Source organism: Paenirhizobium cremeum, assembly GCF_022884085.1.
Lineage (GTDB): Bacteria > Pseudomonadota > Alphaproteobacteria > Rhizobiales > Rhizobiaceae > Allorhizobium > Allorhizobium cremeum.
Genome location: NZ_JAGGCS010000006.1, coordinates 134,102 through 149,422, shown reverse-complemented (window position 1 = coordinate 149,422; position 15,321 = coordinate 134,102). Strand labels below are relative to the sequence as shown.

Below are 15,321 nucleotides of genomic sequence, written 5' to 3'. Positions count from 1 at the left end.
TTTACGCAAAATTAAGAGCCGGCCATTGACTCTCACGCCTCGCTTCGAGTGTCACAATTCTCCAAAAAAGAATCGCTTTTAAATCAACGAGATTCCGAAACGGGCGAAGTTCCGCCACAAAAAAACGACCCGAAAATAAAAAATCCTTGACTCGAAAGCAGGGGCGCCTGCCCTTAAGTAAAGCGCCCACCCAACAAAGATCCTCCGGTAAATATTTGAAAAATAACGATTTTTTATGTCACCTCAATGACACGCAATCGTTAAACAATGCAACCAGAAGAAACGATTAGCCGGATAGCAGAAAAAGCCCGGCTTTGCAGCCAGGCTTCAATAAAATGTCAAAATTGCGTCTTGAATTAGGCGGAAAGGGCCTTCACACGCTGGGCAAGACGCGAGATCTTGCGGGAAGCGGTGTTTGCGTGAACCACGCCCTTGCCTGCAGCGCGCTGCAGTTCCGGCTGGGCGGCCTTCAGTGCGTCCTTGGCGAGTGCTGCGTCACCGGAGGCGATCGCTTCTTCAACCTTGCGAATGAAACCACGTACCCGCGAACGGCGAGCCTTGTTGACTGCAGTGCGGCGAGCGATCTTGCGGGTCGCCTTCTTCGCCGAAGTTGTATTGGCCATGGATGCCTCTCTTCGAATTCAAACCAATCTCCTCCAACGCCGCGTCGGGTCGTTGCGACCTGCCAATTCAGCCATTGGGGAGCTTATTTCGGAAAAGCCAGCGGCTTTCCCAACCGTGGGCGGGCATATACCGGGAAAGCGCGGTTCCGTCAACGAGCAATTTCAACGAAATCACGCCTGCCCATCCAAGACCTCAGCGGTTTTTGAAGTCGGCCCTCCGCTTCTCGATGAAAGCGGCCATGCCCTCCTTCTGATCTTCCGTTGCGAAAAGCGAATGGAAAAGGCGGCGCTCAAAGCGCAACCCCTCGCCAAGGGTCTGCTCGAATGCCCGGTTTACGGCTTCCTTGGCCATCCGCACCGCCGGCTGTGAAAAGCCCGCAATCTTCTCGGCCGCCGCCACCGCTTCCTCGACAAGCCGCTCGGGTTCCACGATCCGTGCAACGAGACCGGCGCTTTCCGCTTCCTGCGCGTCCATCATGCGGCCGGTCAGGCAGAGATCCATCGCTTTTGCCTTGCCGACGGCGCGCGTCAGGCGCTGGGTGCCCCCCATGCCGGGTATCACCCCGAGCGTGATCTCCGGCTGACCGAACTTCGCCGTCTTCGAGGCAATGATGAAGTCGCAGATCATAGCGAGTTCGCAGCCACCGCCCAAAGCAAAGCCGGAGACCGCCGCTATCAGCGGCTTGCGGAAGGAGGCCACGTCGTCCCAGCCGCTGATGAAATCGCCAAGATAGGCGTCGATGAAATTGAGCGACTGCATTTCCTTGATGTCTGCGCCGGCCGCGAAGGCCTTCTCCGAACCGGTCAGCACGGCGGCGCCTATGGCATCGTCGGACTGGATCGCCGTCAGAACCTGCCGTAGTTCGTTCATCACCGTCGAATTGAGCGCGTTCAGCGCCTGCGGACGGTTGAGCGTAATCAGCGCAACCCGACCCCGGGTCTCCAGCAATATGGTCTCATAGCTCATCGACATTCTCTCCCTTGCTTCCTCATTTCTGGCAGATGCGGCAATAGAAGCTCGACCGTCCCGACTGTGTGATCCGCTCGACGGCGCCGCCGCAACCCGGCGTCCGGCAGGCGGCACCCTCCCGGTCATAGACATTGAAGCTGTGCTGGAAGTAGCCGAGGGACCCGTCCGCCTGGATGTGGTCGCGCAGCGAGGAGCCTCCCGCGGCAATGGCGTCGGCGATGACGGCGCGGATTGCCTCCGTCAGGGCGAGCAATTGCTGTTTTGGCCGGCCCGTCGGCGTCACCAGCGTGGCGGCTGTGCGTTCGGGCGAAAGATGCGCACGCCACAGCGCCTCGCAGACATAGATATTGCCGAGGCCGGCGATGATCCTCTGGTCGAGCAGTGCGCTTTTCAGCGTCTGCTGCTTGCCGGCGAAACGGGTCGCCAGATAGTCGGCGGACAAGGCGTTGCCGACGGGCTCCGGCCCGAGATCGCGAAAGGCGGGATATGCCTCAAGCTCGTTGCGCGTGGTCAGGTCCATGAAGCCGAAGCGGCGGGGATCATTATAGATGACGCGGGAGCCGCCATCCGCCCCCTCCAGATGAAATATCACATGATCATGCTTCTCGTCCTTGGAGCGCGGATGATGGAAATCGCCCGGCACGTCTCGCTGTCCGGAGGCCTCGATGCGAAAGGAACCCGACATCCCTAGATGGGCAATCACCGTCGCCCCATCATCGAGATCGATCAGCAGGTACTTGGCGCGGCGCGACAGGGCAAGAATCCGCCGGCCGGCAGTGCGTGCGGCAAAATCCCGCGGCAAGGGAAAGCGCAGGTCCGGCCGGCGCAGTTCAAGCCGCCGGATGACGGCACCCTCCATGGTCGGCGACAATCCGCGCCTGACGGTTTCGACCTCTGGCAATTCCGGCATCAGGCCCCATCTTTCTGTTTGAACGGCGGCCTTAACGGTCTATAGACCAGCGCAATGGCTCCGCCGCCGATACCAGGCCCGGAGATAGCGCGCCTGGCGCGTTTTCGCTATGGTCTTTTCGACCAAGAACGAGATGGAGTGAATTGATGGCCGAGAGCCGGACTTCCGCCGAGGGCGGCATGGAAACCTCCTACGGCTTCCGCGAAGTCGCGGATGGCGAAAAGCAGGGTCTGGTCAACGAGGTCTTCCACAAGGTCGCCAAGCGCTACGACATCATGAACGACGTGATGTCGGCGGGCATGCATCGTGTCTGGAAAGACGCCATGGTCGCGGCCCTCCACCCGCGCAAGGACCCCGCTTACAGAGCGCTCGACGTGGCCGGCGGCACCGGCGACATCGCCTTCCGCATCGTCGAGGCCTCCGGCCGGCTCGCCCATGTCACCGTCCTCGATATCAACGGCTCCATGCTCGGGGTCGGTGCGGAGCGGGCGGAGAAGAAAGGGCTCTCGGAAAACCTCACCTTCGTCGAGGCGAATGCCGAAAGTCTTCCCTTCGACAACAACAGTTTCGACGCTTATACGATCGCCTTCGGCATCCGCAACGTTCCGCATATCGACGTGGCGCTGAAGGAAGCCTATCGCGTGCTGAAACGCGGCGGTCGGCTGCTGGTGCTGGAATTTTCCGAAGTGGACATGCCGCTTCTCGACCGTGTCTATGAGGAATGGTCGTTCAAGGCGATCCCGCGCTTCGGCAAGATGATTACCGGCGATGCCGAGCCCTATCAGTATCTGGTGGAATCGATCCGCAAGTTCCCAAACCAGCGCGATTTCGCCGCAATGATTTCCAAGGCCGGCTTCTCGCGTGTGACCTTTACCAACTACACCGGCGGGATCGCCGCGCTGCATTCCGGCTGGAAAATCTGATCTTCATGAGCACGATCGGAGCATATTTCCGCCTCGCGCGGGTAGGCTGGGTGCTGGTCAGGGAAGGCGTGGTCTCCGCGCTTCCCTCAGATGGACTTCCCGCGATGGTGGGCGTTGCCAAATCGGCGGCCGGGCTCCTCACGCGCAAGCGGGCGAAACGGGAAGAGCGTTCCGACCGACTGGCGCGCGCCGTCGAGCGACTGGGCCCCTCCTACGTAAAGATCGGCCAGTTCCTGGCGACCAGGCCTGATGTGGTCGGCGCAGACTTTGCCGAAGACCTGTCCGGCCTGCAGGACCGCATGGCCTTCTTCCCGACGGATGCAGCCAGGGCCTCGATCAGGGAATCGCTTGGACGATCGGTCGACGATCTCTATGTCTCCTTCGGCGAACCGATTGCAGCGGCCTCCATCGCCCAGGTCCACCCCGCCGAAGTCGAGACGACCGAGGGCCGCAGGAAAGTCGCCGTCAAGGTGATCCGTCCGGGCGTCCGCCGGCGCTTTGCCGCCGATCTCGAGGCGATGTATCTGGTCTCGCACCTGCAGGAGCGTTTTTTGCCGCACACCCGCCGGCTGAAGCCGGTCGAGGTCACAAAGACGCTGGAACAGACGACCAAGGTAGAGATGGACCTGAGGCTCGAGGCTGCGGCGCTTTCCGAAATCGCGGAGAATACCCGCAATGACCCAGGTTTCCGCGTGCCCGAAGTCGACTGGGAGCGCACTGGCCGCGACGTCGTCACGATGGAATGGATCGACGGCATCAAGATGTCCGATGTCGAGGCCTTGAAGGCTGCGGGCCACGATCTCGATCAACTCGCCGACACGCTGATCCAGTCCTTCCTGCGCCACACCCTCAGGGACGGCTTCTTCCATGCCGACATGCATCCCGGCAACCTCTTCGTCGCTCCCGACGGTATGATCGTCGCCGTGGACATGGGGATCGCCGGGCGCCTGGGCAAGAAGGAACGGCGCTTCCTCGCCGAGATCCTCTACGGCTTCATCACCCGGGATTATCTGCGCGTCGCGGAAGTGCATTTCGAAGCCGGCTACGTACCGTCCCATCACAATGTCGCGAGCTTCGCACAGGCGATCCGCGCCATCGGCGAACCTATTCATGGCCAGCCGGCCGAGACCATCTCCATGGGCAAGCTTCTGACCCTGCTCTTCGAGGTGACCGAGCTCTTCGACATGGCGACGCGTCCCGAACTGGTCATGCTGCAGAAGACCATGGTAGTGGTCGAGGGCGTGGCGCGGATGCTCAATCCCCGTTTCAACATGTGGAAAGCTTCCGATCCGGTGGTTTCGGGCTGGATCCGCGACAATCTCGGTCCGAAACGGATCGCGACCGATCTCAAGGATGGCATGAAGGCCGCGTTCAGGCTTGCCGAAGCCCTCCCTGAGATCGCCGCGAAGACCGAGAAATTCCATGCCGAAATCATGCAGATGAGCGAGAACGGCCTGCGCTTCGATGCGGAAACCGCAGACGCCATCGGCAAGGCCGAGGCACGCCACAGCCGATCGGGCCGTCTGGCGCTCTGGATCATCGCGTTCGCGCTCATCGCGATCGCCATCCAGATCGGTTGACCGAGCCGCTGCCATGGCGGCGGCACATATCTTGCACCGTGTCTCGCATGCCAACCGGACCCGCGCGGCCACCATGCTGCCGAAGCCGTCCATCCGCATACGGAGACACAAGCATGACCAGACTTTCAGACAGCCTTCTGGACCATCTTCTGCTGCAGGACGTACCGTTTGGAGACCTGACCACCGACAGTCTCGGGATCGGCGAGAGGCCGGCGTCCATCACCTACAGTGCGCGCAACCCCATGATGCTCTGCGGCAGCGAGGAAGCCGCTCGGATGCTCGAGATGAAGGGAGCACTTGTCCAACACCTCATCCCGAGCGGCCGGCTTCTGGCTGAGGGAGAACCGTTCCTGGTGGCCACCGGCAATGCGGAGGCTCTGCACGCCGTGTGGAAAATCTCACAAACCCTTGTCGAATATCTTTCAGGAATTGCGACACGGACCCGCCGGATCGTCGATGCCGCTCATCGCATCGCGCCGGAGACCGTGATCGCCTGCACCCGCAAGAACTTTCCCGGCACGAAGGAAGCGAGCACAAGGGCCGTGCGCGCAGGCGGCGGCATGATGCACCGGCTCGGCCTTTCCGAGACCATCCTTGTCTTTCCCGAGCATCGGACCTTCATCGCCGAACCTGCAGCACTGTGGATAGCCGCACTCAAGGCCAGGGCGACCGAGAAGAAAATCGTCGTGGAGGTCGACAAGCTTGCGGATGCCGAAGAGCTGATGTCCTGCGGCATCGACGTCATTCAGCTGGAAAAATTCTCTCCGGAGGATACCGCACGGGCGGTGGAGATCGCCCGGAGGCATTCCCCCATGCCAGCCGTTGCAGTCGCCGGCGGCGTCACGGAGGACAATGTCGGCGCCTATGTGGAAGCAGGCTGCCGACTGATCGTCACCTCCTCTCCGTTCTTCGGCAAGCCATGCGACGTCAAGGTCGTGCTCCGGCCCCGGCGGACGGAGCAGGCCGAAACGTGACGGACCTTGTCCCCGCGAAAATCAATTCCGCTTTTCCGTTCCTTGAGATAGGTTCGCCGCAAACGGGAAATCGGACCATCACATGAGCTTATCCGGGAAACGCATTCTTCTCGTCATTTCCGGCGGTATCGCCGCCTACAAGAGCCTCGATCTGATCCGCCGTCTCAGGGAACGAGGGGCATCGGTGCGGCCCGTCATGACGGAGGCAGCCCAGCAGTTCGTGACGCCGCTGGCCGTCGGCGCGCTTTCGGCAAGCCATGTCTACACCGATCTCTTTTCCCGCGAGGATGAGCAGGATGTCGGCCATATCCGTCTGGCCCGAGATTGCGACCTGGTCGTCGTCGCCCCCGCCAGCGCCGACCTGATGGCGAAGATGGCGAACGGGCTTGCCAACGACCTTGCCTCCGCTGTTCTGCTCGCAACAGAGCGACCGATCCTCCTGGCGCCAGCCATGAACCCGAAGATGTGGACGAACGCCGCAACACACCGCAATGTCGCGACCCTTCACGGCGACGGCGTCGGATTCATCGGCCCGATGGCCGGGGAAATGGCGGAAAGCGGCGAAAGCGGCCTTGGCCGCATGGCCGAACCGCTCGATATCGTCGCCGCCGTCGAAGCCCTGCTCGATGCCGGCCTCAAGCCTCTTGCCGGTCGGAAGGCCATCGTGACGTCGGGACCGACGCATGAGCCGATCGATCCGGTTCGTTACATCGCCAACCGCTCCTCCGGCCGGCAAGGCCACGCGATTGCGGCGGCGCTGGCGAAACTTGGCGCCGAGGTCACGCTTGTTTCCGGCCCCGTGACGATCCCCGATCCGGCCGGCGTCACGACGCTTCACGTTGAGCGGGCGGAGGAGATGCGGGATGCGGTAATCTCGCATCTACCCGCCGATATCGCCGTCATGGTCGCCGCCGTTGCCGACTGGCGCGTGGCGACATCGGCCGACCAGAAGATCAAGAAGACGCAGGGAGAAGGCCCCGCCCCCCTGCAGTTGATCGAAAACCCCGACATATTGAAGACCGTGGGCCACCACGAGAAACGGCCGAAAATCGTGGTCGGCTTTGCGGCCGAGACTCAGGATGTCGAGCAAAACGGCCGCATCAAGCTTGAGAGGAAGGGCGCCGACCTGATCGTCGCCAATGACGTTTCCGCTGAAACCGGCATCATGGGCGGCATGCGCAACAGCGTTAAGGTCATTTCCCCGACCGGCGTCGACGTCTGGCCGGATCTCGCCAAGGACGAGGTGGCCGGCCGTCTGGCGGAGCTCATCGCCGAAAAGCTCGCCCAAGGAGCGGGGTCGTGACATACAGCCTGCGTCCGGCGCGTCTTTGCGACGCGGCGAAGCTGCCGAATGTCGAGCAGACCGCAAGCGAACTCTTTCGGACAATGCCCGAAATTGGTTGGCTGGCCGATGCCGGCAATATCCCGGAAGACCTTCATCGCGCCCGCATTCCGGATGGCACAACCTGGGTCGCAGAGGGCGCGGACGGTGAAATCCTAGGCTTTCTCAGTGCCGAAGCCACGCCTGACGCGCTTCACATCCTCGAGCTCTCCGTCCTGCCAGCGCATCACCGCCAAGGGATCGGCACCGGCCTCATCGAAACGGCAACGGCCTTTGCGCGAGAGAAGGAACTTGGCCGGGTTACCCTCACGACCTTCCGCGATGTGCCCTGGAACGCACCATTTTATGCACGAATAGGCTTTTCAATGATCGAAGACGTCAATCTCGACGCATATCTGCGCGGCCATCTCGATGACGAGGCAGCACTTGGGATGCCGCGCGAGCGGCGATGCGCGATGGAACGAGCGATCCGATAGCCGGCACTTACTCAGCGGCCTGCGTGGTGATGTCGGTTGCAGCCAGTTCAGGCTCGAACGCCACGGCGTCGAGCCCGTCCTCGCTCAAAATTACGGCGCTACCGTCGGGGATTTCGACCCAGGTGTCGGTTTCGTCGTTCAGCGGTTCCGAAACGAGGCAATAACCGCCCTTGCCACCCATGGGTGCCGCGTAGAGGGTCGGCGCCTGGGCATCCGTCGCATAGCGCACCGCGTAGAGGGTACGGCCATCGGAAAAGGCGGCGGTGAAGCGCACTCGTGCGGTTCCCGTCAGATGCCGGCTCATATGCTCGACGAAACCCACCGCCTCCGCCATTGCCTCCAGCGGACGTTCCCGCAGACCGAATTGCAGGGCGAGCAGGAACATAAGCTCGGAATCGGTGGTTCCCGCACGGGCGTGGAAATGCTCGTCATCCAGCATGGTTTCCATCGGACGTCGCAGACGGTCGAAATGATCGATCTGGCCATTATGCATGAAGGACCAGTTGCCGTTGACGAAGGGATGACAGTTGTCGCGGCGGGTCGCACCATGGGTCGCCGCCCGCACATGGGCAAGAAAAAGCGGCGAGCGGATCTGGCGGGCAAGACTCTTCAGGTTGCAGTCGGACCATGCCGGCAACACATCGCGGAACCGGCCGGGCTCCGGCCGGTCGCCATACCAGGCAAGGCCGAAACCATCGGCATTCGTTGCGGTCTTGGCCCGCGTGGCGCAATGGGACTGTTCGATCAGCGAGTGGGCGGGAGACGTGACCAGTTCCTCAAGATAGATGGCTTCTCCGCGATAGGCTGCCCAACGACACATTCTTTCTCTACTCCATGGCCCGCCGGCCAGAGCGGTTACCGTTACGAAAAGGCGGGCACGTCGATCCCGCCAGTTTTCGCTCGAATAGTTAGCGAAGTATAAACACCTGCGTTATTGATGACAGAATTCTGACAGTGCGGGCAATCACTTTTTGCACTGCGGCATTTCGTTTTGTGAACACTGCGTTCCCGGCAGCCGTCTTCGGCGGGGCCGGGGTTAGACTATATTGGACGCCAAGTGAGAAACGCGCCCCAAAGGAACAGGAAAAATGTCCATTCGCCCCGTCAAGCATGAGAGCCGCGCCACGCCCACCATGGAAGGCGCCGGCGTGAAGCTGCACCGCGTCTTCGGTTTCGGTGATCCGTCGATGACCGACCCCTTTCTGATGATGGACGACTTCAGGAACGACAACCCGTCCGATTATATCCGCGGCTTTCCCTGGCATCCGCATCGGGGCATCGAGACCATCACCTATGTGCTCGCCGGCACCGTCGAACATGGCGACAGCCTCGGCAACCACGGCCTGCTCGGAGCGGGCGACCTGCAGTGGATGACGGCCGGCAGCGGCATCATGCACCAGGAAATGCCGAAGGGCGATTTTGCCGGCAAAATGCACGGCTTCCAGCTCTGGGCCAACCTGCCCTCGTCGCTCAAGATGACCGCGCCGCGCTACCAGGACATCAAATCGGCGGATATTCCCGTCGTGGTCGATGACGACGGCACGTCCGTCCGGGTGATTTCCGGAAGTTTCTGGGGCAAGAGCGGACCGGTCGACGGGATTGCAGCGGAACCTGTCTATCTCGACATCTCCGTGCCGCCGGGCAAGCGCAAGAGCATTCCCGTCGACACCTATCGCTCGGCTTTCGCCTACATCTTCGCGGGCGCCGGCACGTTCCGCGACGCCTCCAAGCCTTTCGGGGTCAAGGTCGAGAAGGAATACCAGGGAGAGGAACTGAACATCCGCGACCTCTCGGGCAACCGGACGCTCGTCGTTTTCGACACCGGCGACGAGGTAACCGTGCAGGCCGGCGATGAGGGCATCCGCTTCCTGCTCGTGACCGGCAAGCCGATCAAGGAGCCGGTAGCATGGCATGGACCGATCGTGATGAACACGCGCGAGGAGCTGATGCAGGCCATGCGCGAGTTGCAGAACGGCACCTTTATCAAGGCCGGCCACTGACCTCCCGGCATGAAAACTGACATGTTCGACGCCGGGTCTCGCGCCCGGCGTCGCGGCACCTTCGGCCGTCGACAGCCTGAAGCGCAGAGCCTAGTCTGTCTCGCATGGGGCTCGGGGCTGAACTGCAAAAGGTACCGTCATGAAGGAATTCCCGCTTTCCAAGGTTTATCAGCTTATCGAGCCTGGACCCGTCGTGCTGCTCACAACAAGCTACGGCGGCAAAGCCAATGTCATGACGATGTCGTGGCATATGATGATGGAATTCACACCGCCGAGGCTCGCCTGCATCGTCAGCGGCGCCGACTACAGTTTCATCGCGCTTACGAAGACCGAGGAATGCGTGATCGCCATTCCCTCCGTCGAGATGGCCGAAAAGGTGGTGGCCATCGGTAACTGCTCGGGGCGCGACACCGACAAATTCTCGGAGATCGGGCTGACGCCGCTTCCGGCAACGGAAATCGCCGCGCCCCTTATCGCCGAATGCTTCGCCAATCTCGAATGCAAGGTCGTCGATCAGGATTTCGTCGAGCGCTACAACCTCTTCGTCCTCGAAGTGGTGAAGGCCTGGCACGATCCGACAAGGACCATGCCAAAGACCATTCATCACAAGGGCTACGGCACATTCGCCGTCGATGGCGAGGACATCACGCTCGATTCGAAGATGCCGTAGGGCTCGCCTGCCAGAAACGATGAAAATGATGGACCGGCCCGTGCCCGGAGCCGACGGAGAGATCGCCCGATGCCGCGACTGCTCCAGCGAGCCAGGCTTTCGCGGTGGCGACGGCCTCGACCGGAGACAGGCCCATGGCGAGACCGGCGGCGACTGCGCTCGACAGCGAGCAGCCGGTGCCATGGGTGTTCTTCGTCACAACACGCGGCGCCTCGAACCAGTGCGTTTCCTCCTTTGAGACGAAGACATCCGGGCTTTCCGACCCTTCGAGATGTCCTCCCTTGACGAGAACGGCAGCCGGGCCGAGCGTAAGCAGAGCCGTACCCTGTTCCGCCATAGCCATTCGATCGGGAGCTTCTCCCATGCCAAGCAGGGCGGCCGCCTCAGGCAGGTTCGGCGTCAGCAATGTCGCGAGCGGCAACAGGCATTCGGTTAAGGCAGCGACCGCCGACGCATCGAGCAGCGCCGCGCCACCCTTGGCGATCATCACCGGATCGAGCACCACCGGCACATCGGGATAGGCGGTCAGCACGCCGGCGACAGCACGGGCAATGCCGGCATTGGCGATCATGCCGATCTTGACCGCATCGACCCGGACGTCTGCAAAGACCATGCGGATCTGTTCGGCCACGAATTCCGGCGGCACGGCATGCACGCCGGAGACCCCCTTGGTGTTCTGGGCCGTCAACGCCGTCAGCGCTGCCATACCGTAAACGCCAAAGGCCGAGAAGGTCTTGAGATCGGCCTGAATGCCCGCTCCCCCCGAGGGATCGGAGCCGGCGATGGACAATACATTGCGGATCATCGGCGTGCCCTCCGGATCGCCTCTGCAAGTTCCGCTGTTGCCGAGGCAGGATCAGGCTGGCCGCAGATGGCGGAGACGACGGCAAGGCCGACCGCGCCTGTCGCAAGCGTGTCGGCGACATGCTGAAGCTTCAGCCCTCCGATGCCGACGACCGGCACGGGGCTAGCCGCAGCGACCGCCGCAAGCCCCTGAAACCCGATGGCCGGCGGATGACCGGGCTTGGTCGAGGTTGGAAAAACCGGTCCGACGCCGACGTGATCGATGACCGACGGATCGAGTGCATTGGCCAGTTCGACGCTGCCGATAGAAAGACCGAGGATCATGTCCGGCCCTATCAGCCTGCGCACCTCGGCAACGGGCATGTCGCTCTGGCCGACATGCACGCCGTCGGCGCCGATAGCAATTGCCGCCTCGACGTCATCATTGACGATGAGCGGCACGCCGGAACCGGCGAGGGCGGCTTTCAGCGCCCGGCCGGTCTCGATCATGTCTCTTGTCGCCGCCTTCTTGTCGCGCAGTTGGACCAGCGTCGCGCCGCCGGCAACGGCGAGCCGGGCCGTTTCCACCATGCCTATGGGTTCGCACAGCACCGGATCGAGGACCAGATAAAGGGAGAGATCGACGTTTTTCATAGCCGTTCGATCCTTGCTTCGCTATCCAGCACCTCCGGTGTGAGGGCAGCGAGAGCGTCGAGGAAACGCCAGCCGAACGAACCCGGACCGTCCGATCCCGCAGCCGCCCGCTCACCGGCCACGGCAAAATGCGAGAGAGCCGCGACGGTTGCCGAAAGAGGATCTGCGGGACGGATGGCGACATAGGCGCCGACGAGGCAGGTGAGCGAGCAACCGAGCGCCGTCACCTTCGGCATCAGCGCGGAGCCGCCGGAAAGCCTGACTGTATGGCGGCCATCGGTGACGAAATCGGTCGTGCCCGTCACCGCGACGACACAAGCCTGACGTCTGGCAAGTTCGTTTGCCGCTTTCTCGGCAAGTTCCACCGGGTCGCGGCTGTCGACGCCTTTCGCGCTGCTCGTACCGCCAGCAAGGGCAATAATCTCGGACGCATTGCCACGGATCACCGTCGGGGCGAGCGTCAGAAGCTCGGCCGTCACCTTGCGGCGATAGGCGGTGGCAAAATGCGCAACCGGATCGAACACCCATGGCCGGCGGGCGGCGGTCGCTGCGCCGATCGCCGCCTTCATGCCGGCAATCCATTGCGGCGAGGCCGTGCCGATATTGACGGTGAGCCCGCCGGCGATGCCGGCAAATTCACCTGCCTCCTCCTCTGCATGGACCATGGCAGGCGAAGCGCCCGCCGCCAACAACACATTGGCGGCAATGTTCATCGCGACGTAGTTGGTGATGCATTGCACCAGCGGTGCCGTCTCGCGCATCTCGCGCAACAGGTTTCCGGGAAACTGGATCTCGTTCATTTGCCCCTTTCAGGCGGGGCAAATCGGCAGGAACGCGACAGTCACGAAGACGGGTGAGCGATCCCGAGCGACTCCCTCCGCCAGCATTATCTGGTTCAGGTTCGAAGGGTACGTCTCAGCCCGTCTTGCGACGAGCGCCCCTGTCTCTCAACACGGCTGTTATAGACCGCGCCTCGTCCGCTGTCACCTGTGAAAGCCGAACACAATAAGCGCCTCCTGCACCACGCGGTTTTGAACCTCAAGCGTTTGCCGCCCACCGCAAAACCGGCTATCTCCTTGCCGATCATGACCATCTGCTTCGGAGAGCCGACATTGACCACCAGCGGAACCACAGTCTTCGACAAGCGCTATGCCGGTTTCCTCTTCGACATGGACGGTACGCTGCTCAACTCCATCGCCGCGGCCGAGCGGGTCTGGAGCCGATGGGCGGAACGGCAGGGCCTCGATGTCGAGGCCTTCCTGCCGACAATGCACGGCAAGCGCGGCGTCGATACCATCCGGGGGCTCGGTCTTCCCGGTATCGATGTCGAGGCAGAAGCGCTGGAGATCGAGCGCGGCGAGATCGAGGATGTCGAGGGGGTCGTGGCAATTCCCGGCGCAGTCGAATTCCTCAAGTCGCTGCCACCGAAGCGCTGGGCCATCGTGACCTCGGCACCGGTCGCGCTCGCGCGGGCGCGGATCGAGGCCGCCGGCCTGCCGCAGCCGCCAAGAATCATCACCGCAGAGGATGTGAAGATCGGCAAGCCCGATCCGGCAGGCTACCTGCTCGCGGCCCGTCATCTCGACATGCCGTCGTCACGCTGCCTCGTATTCGAGGATGTTTTGGCGGGCGTGAAGGCCGCCGAAGCGGCGGGCGCGGACGTCATGGTGGTTACCGCCACCCACGGCCACAGGATGGAAACGTCCCATGCGACGATCGCCTCCTATGAAGGCATGACCGTGCATCTCGACGGCACCGGCGAGATGCGGATCGTCAGGGAAGCCTGACCATCCGCATCATGAATGGATAAAGCCGGTATCACGCCGCCTTGGCGACGTGATATTCCTTGATCGCAACCATCTTCACGGCCGGATAGCGCTCTGACTCGTAACGCAATGAAAAGCCGTCCTGCGCCATGAAAACCGGATCGCCGTCGAGGTCTCGGCAGATATCGCCCCGATGCGACGACATGAACTTGTCGAGATCGACCGGCTGCTCGGCGGAGATCCAGCGGCAGACCGAAAAGCGCGACATTTCGAAGGAAACCGGCAAGCCGTATTCAGCCGACAGGCGTTCCTTCAGAACGTCGAGTTGCAGGGCGCCGACGACGCCAACGATAGCGGGCGAACCGTCTTCCGGCTGGAAAAGCTGGACGACGCCCTCTTCCGCCATCTGCTGCAGGGCTTCCTTGAGCTTCTTTGCCTTCATCGCATCTTCCAGACGCACGCGGCGCAGGATTTCCGGCGAGAAGTTCGGCACGCCCTGGAACACCAGCGGTTCGCCTTCGGTCAGCGTGTCTCCGATGCGCAGCGTGCCGTGGTTCGGAATGCCGACCACGTCGCCGGCATAGGCCGTATCGGCAAGCTGGCGCTGGGATGCGAAGAAGAACTGCGGTGCGGTCAGACCAAGCTGCTTGCCCGTGCGAGAAAGCCTCGCCTTCATGCCGCGCTCCAGCTTGCCCGAGCAGATGCGGGCAAAGGCAATACGGTCGCGATGGTTCGGGTCCATATTGGCCTGGATCTTGAAAACGAAGGCCGTCATCCTGTCTTCCGCCGCATGGACGGTGCGGATATCGGCCACCTGATCGCGCGGCGGCGGCGCGTAGGCACCAAGCGCGTTGATGAGGTCGCGAACGCCGAAGTTCTTCAGCGCCGAGCCGAAAAAGACCGGGGTCATATGCCCTTCGAGGAAAGCCTTGCGGTCGAAGGGACGGCAGGCCTCGCGGGCAAGTTCCAGTTCATCGATGAAGACCTGGCGCTCGTTTTCCGGCAGACGATCTGCAACCGCCTGCGGACCGTTGACGGGCGTCGGTTCGACCTGCGTGTCGGAGCCGCGATAGGTGTTGTCGGCAAGGTTGTAGGAGCCGCAAAACGTCTTGGAACGGCCGACCGGCCATGTGATGGGCGCGGTGTCGAGCGCCAGCTTCTCCTCGACCTCATCCAGAATCTCGAAGGGATCGCGGCTTTCGCGGTCCATCTTGTTCACGAATGTGATGATCGGAATGTCGCGCATGCGGCAGACTTCGAAGAGTTTCAGCGTCCGAGGCTCGATACCTTTGGCGGCATCGATGACCATGACGGCAGCATCGACCGCCGTCAGCGTGCGATAGGTGTCGTCGGCGAAGTCCTCGTGGCCGGGCGTATCGAGAATGTTGAAGACATTGCCTTCATATTCGAAGGTCATCACCGAGGTAACGACCGAGATGCCGCGTTCGCGCTCGATCTTCATCCAGTCCGAACGGGTCTGGATGCGATCTTTCTTGGCCTTGACTTCGCCGGCGAGCTGGATCGCGCCGCCGAACAGCAGCAGTTTTTCGGTAAGCGTGGTCTTGCCGGCGTCCGGATGCGCGATGATCGCGAAAGTGCGGCGGCGGGATACCGCCTCTGCGAGCGTTTCAGCCATGAGTGTGAATCCTG

The 15,321-nt window shown here is 62.2% G+C and carries 16 protein-coding genes and 1 riboswitch; of the genes, 8 read left to right on the top strand and 8 right to left on the bottom strand.

What is annotated here, in order from left to right; genetic code table 11:
- Window positions 1–356: 356 nt before the first annotated feature.
- The 3 genes from rpsT to mutM form a co-directional block, all read right to left on the bottom strand.
- A complete protein-coding gene (gene rpsT / locus J5N58_RS12990) occupies window positions 357–623 on the bottom strand; it encodes a 30S ribosomal protein S20 (protein ID WP_112827669.1) in 267 nt (88 codons plus the stop codon).
- 193 nt (window positions 624–816) lie between these two features.
- The gene (locus tag J5N58_RS12985) at window positions 817–1,590 is read right to left on the bottom strand and encodes an enoyl-CoA hydratase (protein ID WP_112827668.1); all 774 of its coding nucleotides are present in this window, start codon (window positions 1,588–1,590) and stop codon (window positions 817–819) included.
- A gap of 22 nt (window positions 1,591–1,612) precedes the next feature.
- A complete protein-coding gene (gene mutM / locus J5N58_RS12980; protein ID WP_112827667.1) occupies window positions 1,613–2,503 on the bottom strand; it encodes a bifunctional DNA-formamidopyrimidine glycosylase/DNA-(apurinic or apyrimidinic site) lyase in 891 nt (296 codons plus the stop codon).
- Between the two features lie 146 nt (window positions 2,504–2,649).
- Between mutM and ubiE the strand changes: the two genes are divergently transcribed.
- The 5 genes from ubiE (at window position 2,650) to J5N58_RS12955 (ending at window position 7,798) form a co-directional block, all read left to right on the top strand.
- Complete coding sequence (gene ubiE, locus J5N58_RS12975; RefSeq protein WP_112827666.1) at window positions 2,650–3,426, top strand: bifunctional demethylmenaquinone methyltransferase/2-methoxy-6-polyprenyl-1,4-benzoquinol methylase UbiE; 777 nt, start codon at window positions 2,650–2,652, stop codon at window positions 3,424–3,426.
- A gap of 5 nt (window positions 3,427–3,431) precedes the next feature.
- A complete protein-coding gene (gene ubiB / locus J5N58_RS12970; RefSeq protein WP_112827665.1) occupies window positions 3,432–5,006 on the top strand; it encodes a 2-polyprenylphenol 6-hydroxylase in 1,575 nt (524 codons plus the stop codon).
- Window positions 5,007–5,119: 113 nt separating this feature from the next.
- The gene (gene modD / locus J5N58_RS12965; protein ID WP_244711077.1) at window positions 5,120–5,980 is read left to right on the top strand and encodes a ModD protein; all 861 of its coding nucleotides are present in this window, start codon (window positions 5,120–5,122) and stop codon (window positions 5,978–5,980) included.
- 82 nt (window positions 5,981–6,062) lie between these two features.
- A complete protein-coding gene (coaBC, locus tag J5N58_RS12960; protein ID WP_244711075.1) occupies window positions 6,063–7,283 on the top strand; it encodes a bifunctional phosphopantothenoylcysteine decarboxylase/phosphopantothenate--cysteine ligase CoaBC in 1,221 nt (406 codons plus the stop codon).
- Window positions 7,280–7,798: a GNAT family N-acetyltransferase gene (locus tag J5N58_RS12955; protein WP_112827662.1), complete on the top strand. Its 519-nt coding sequence runs from the start codon at window positions 7,280–7,282 to the stop codon at window positions 7,796–7,798. Before coaBC ends, J5N58_RS12955 begins: the two co-directional genes overlap by 4 nt.
- Window positions 7,799–7,805: 7 nt before the next feature.
- On the opposite strand, the gene J5N58_RS12950 is transcribed toward J5N58_RS12955, so the two are convergent.
- Window positions 7,806–8,618 carry a class II glutamine amidotransferase gene (locus J5N58_RS12950; RefSeq protein ID WP_244711072.1) on the bottom strand — a complete coding sequence of 271 codons (813 nt, stop codon included), beginning with the start codon at window positions 8,616–8,618 and terminating at the stop codon, window positions 7,806–7,808.
- 268 nt (window positions 8,619–8,886) lie between these two features.
- Here J5N58_RS12950 and J5N58_RS12945 point away from each other — a divergent pair, with 268 nt between their 5' ends.
- Both J5N58_RS12945 and J5N58_RS12940 read left to right on the top strand, forming a co-directional pair.
- A complete protein-coding gene (locus J5N58_RS12945) occupies window positions 8,887–9,798 on the top strand; it encodes a pirin family protein (protein WP_113443815.1) in 912 nt (303 codons plus the stop codon).
- A 139-nt stretch (window positions 9,799–9,937) separates the two neighbouring features.
- Window positions 9,938–10,468, top strand: a complete 531-nt coding sequence (locus J5N58_RS12940; protein WP_113338409.1) for a flavin reductase family protein — start codon at window positions 9,938–9,940, stop codon at window positions 10,466–10,468.
- Here J5N58_RS12940 and thiD read toward each other — a convergent pair.
- The 3 genes from thiD to thiM are packed head-to-tail and all read right to left on the bottom strand — an operon-like array spanning window position 10,443 to window position 12,705.
- Window positions 10,443–11,273 (bottom strand): bifunctional hydroxymethylpyrimidine kinase/phosphomethylpyrimidine kinase, encoded by an 831-nt coding sequence (thiD, locus tag J5N58_RS12935; RefSeq protein WP_112827658.1) that lies wholly within the window; start codon window positions 11,271–11,273, stop codon window positions 10,443–10,445. The two genes, J5N58_RS12940 and thiD, sit on opposite strands and share 26 nt — an antisense overlap.
- Entirely contained in the window at window positions 11,270–11,905 is a 636-nt protein-coding gene (thiE, locus tag J5N58_RS12930) for a thiamine phosphate synthase (RefSeq protein WP_112827657.1), read from the bottom strand. The genes thiD and thiE overlap by 4 nt, the downstream gene beginning before the upstream one ends.
- A complete protein-coding gene (gene thiM, locus J5N58_RS12925; protein WP_244711069.1) occupies window positions 11,902–12,705 on the bottom strand; it encodes a hydroxyethylthiazole kinase in 804 nt (267 codons plus the stop codon). Before thiM ends, thiE begins: the two co-directional genes overlap by 4 nt.
- Window positions 12,706–12,760: 55 nt before the next feature.
- Window positions 12,761–12,857, bottom strand: a riboswitch (TPP riboswitch).
- A gap of 160 nt (window positions 12,858–13,017) precedes the next feature.
- Between thiM and J5N58_RS12920 the strand changes: the two genes are divergently transcribed.
- Window positions 13,018–13,692, top strand: a complete 675-nt coding sequence (locus J5N58_RS12920; RefSeq protein WP_244711067.1) for an HAD-IA family hydrolase — start codon at window positions 13,018–13,020, stop codon at window positions 13,690–13,692.
- A 31-nt stretch (window positions 13,693–13,723) separates the two neighbouring features.
- Here the strand turns inward: J5N58_RS12920 and J5N58_RS12915 are convergent, their stop codons facing one another.
- Entirely contained in the window at window positions 13,724–15,307 is a 1,584-nt protein-coding gene (locus tag J5N58_RS12915) for a peptide chain release factor 3 (protein WP_113437236.1), read from the bottom strand.
- Between the last annotated feature and the right edge of the window lie 14 nt (window positions 15,308–15,321).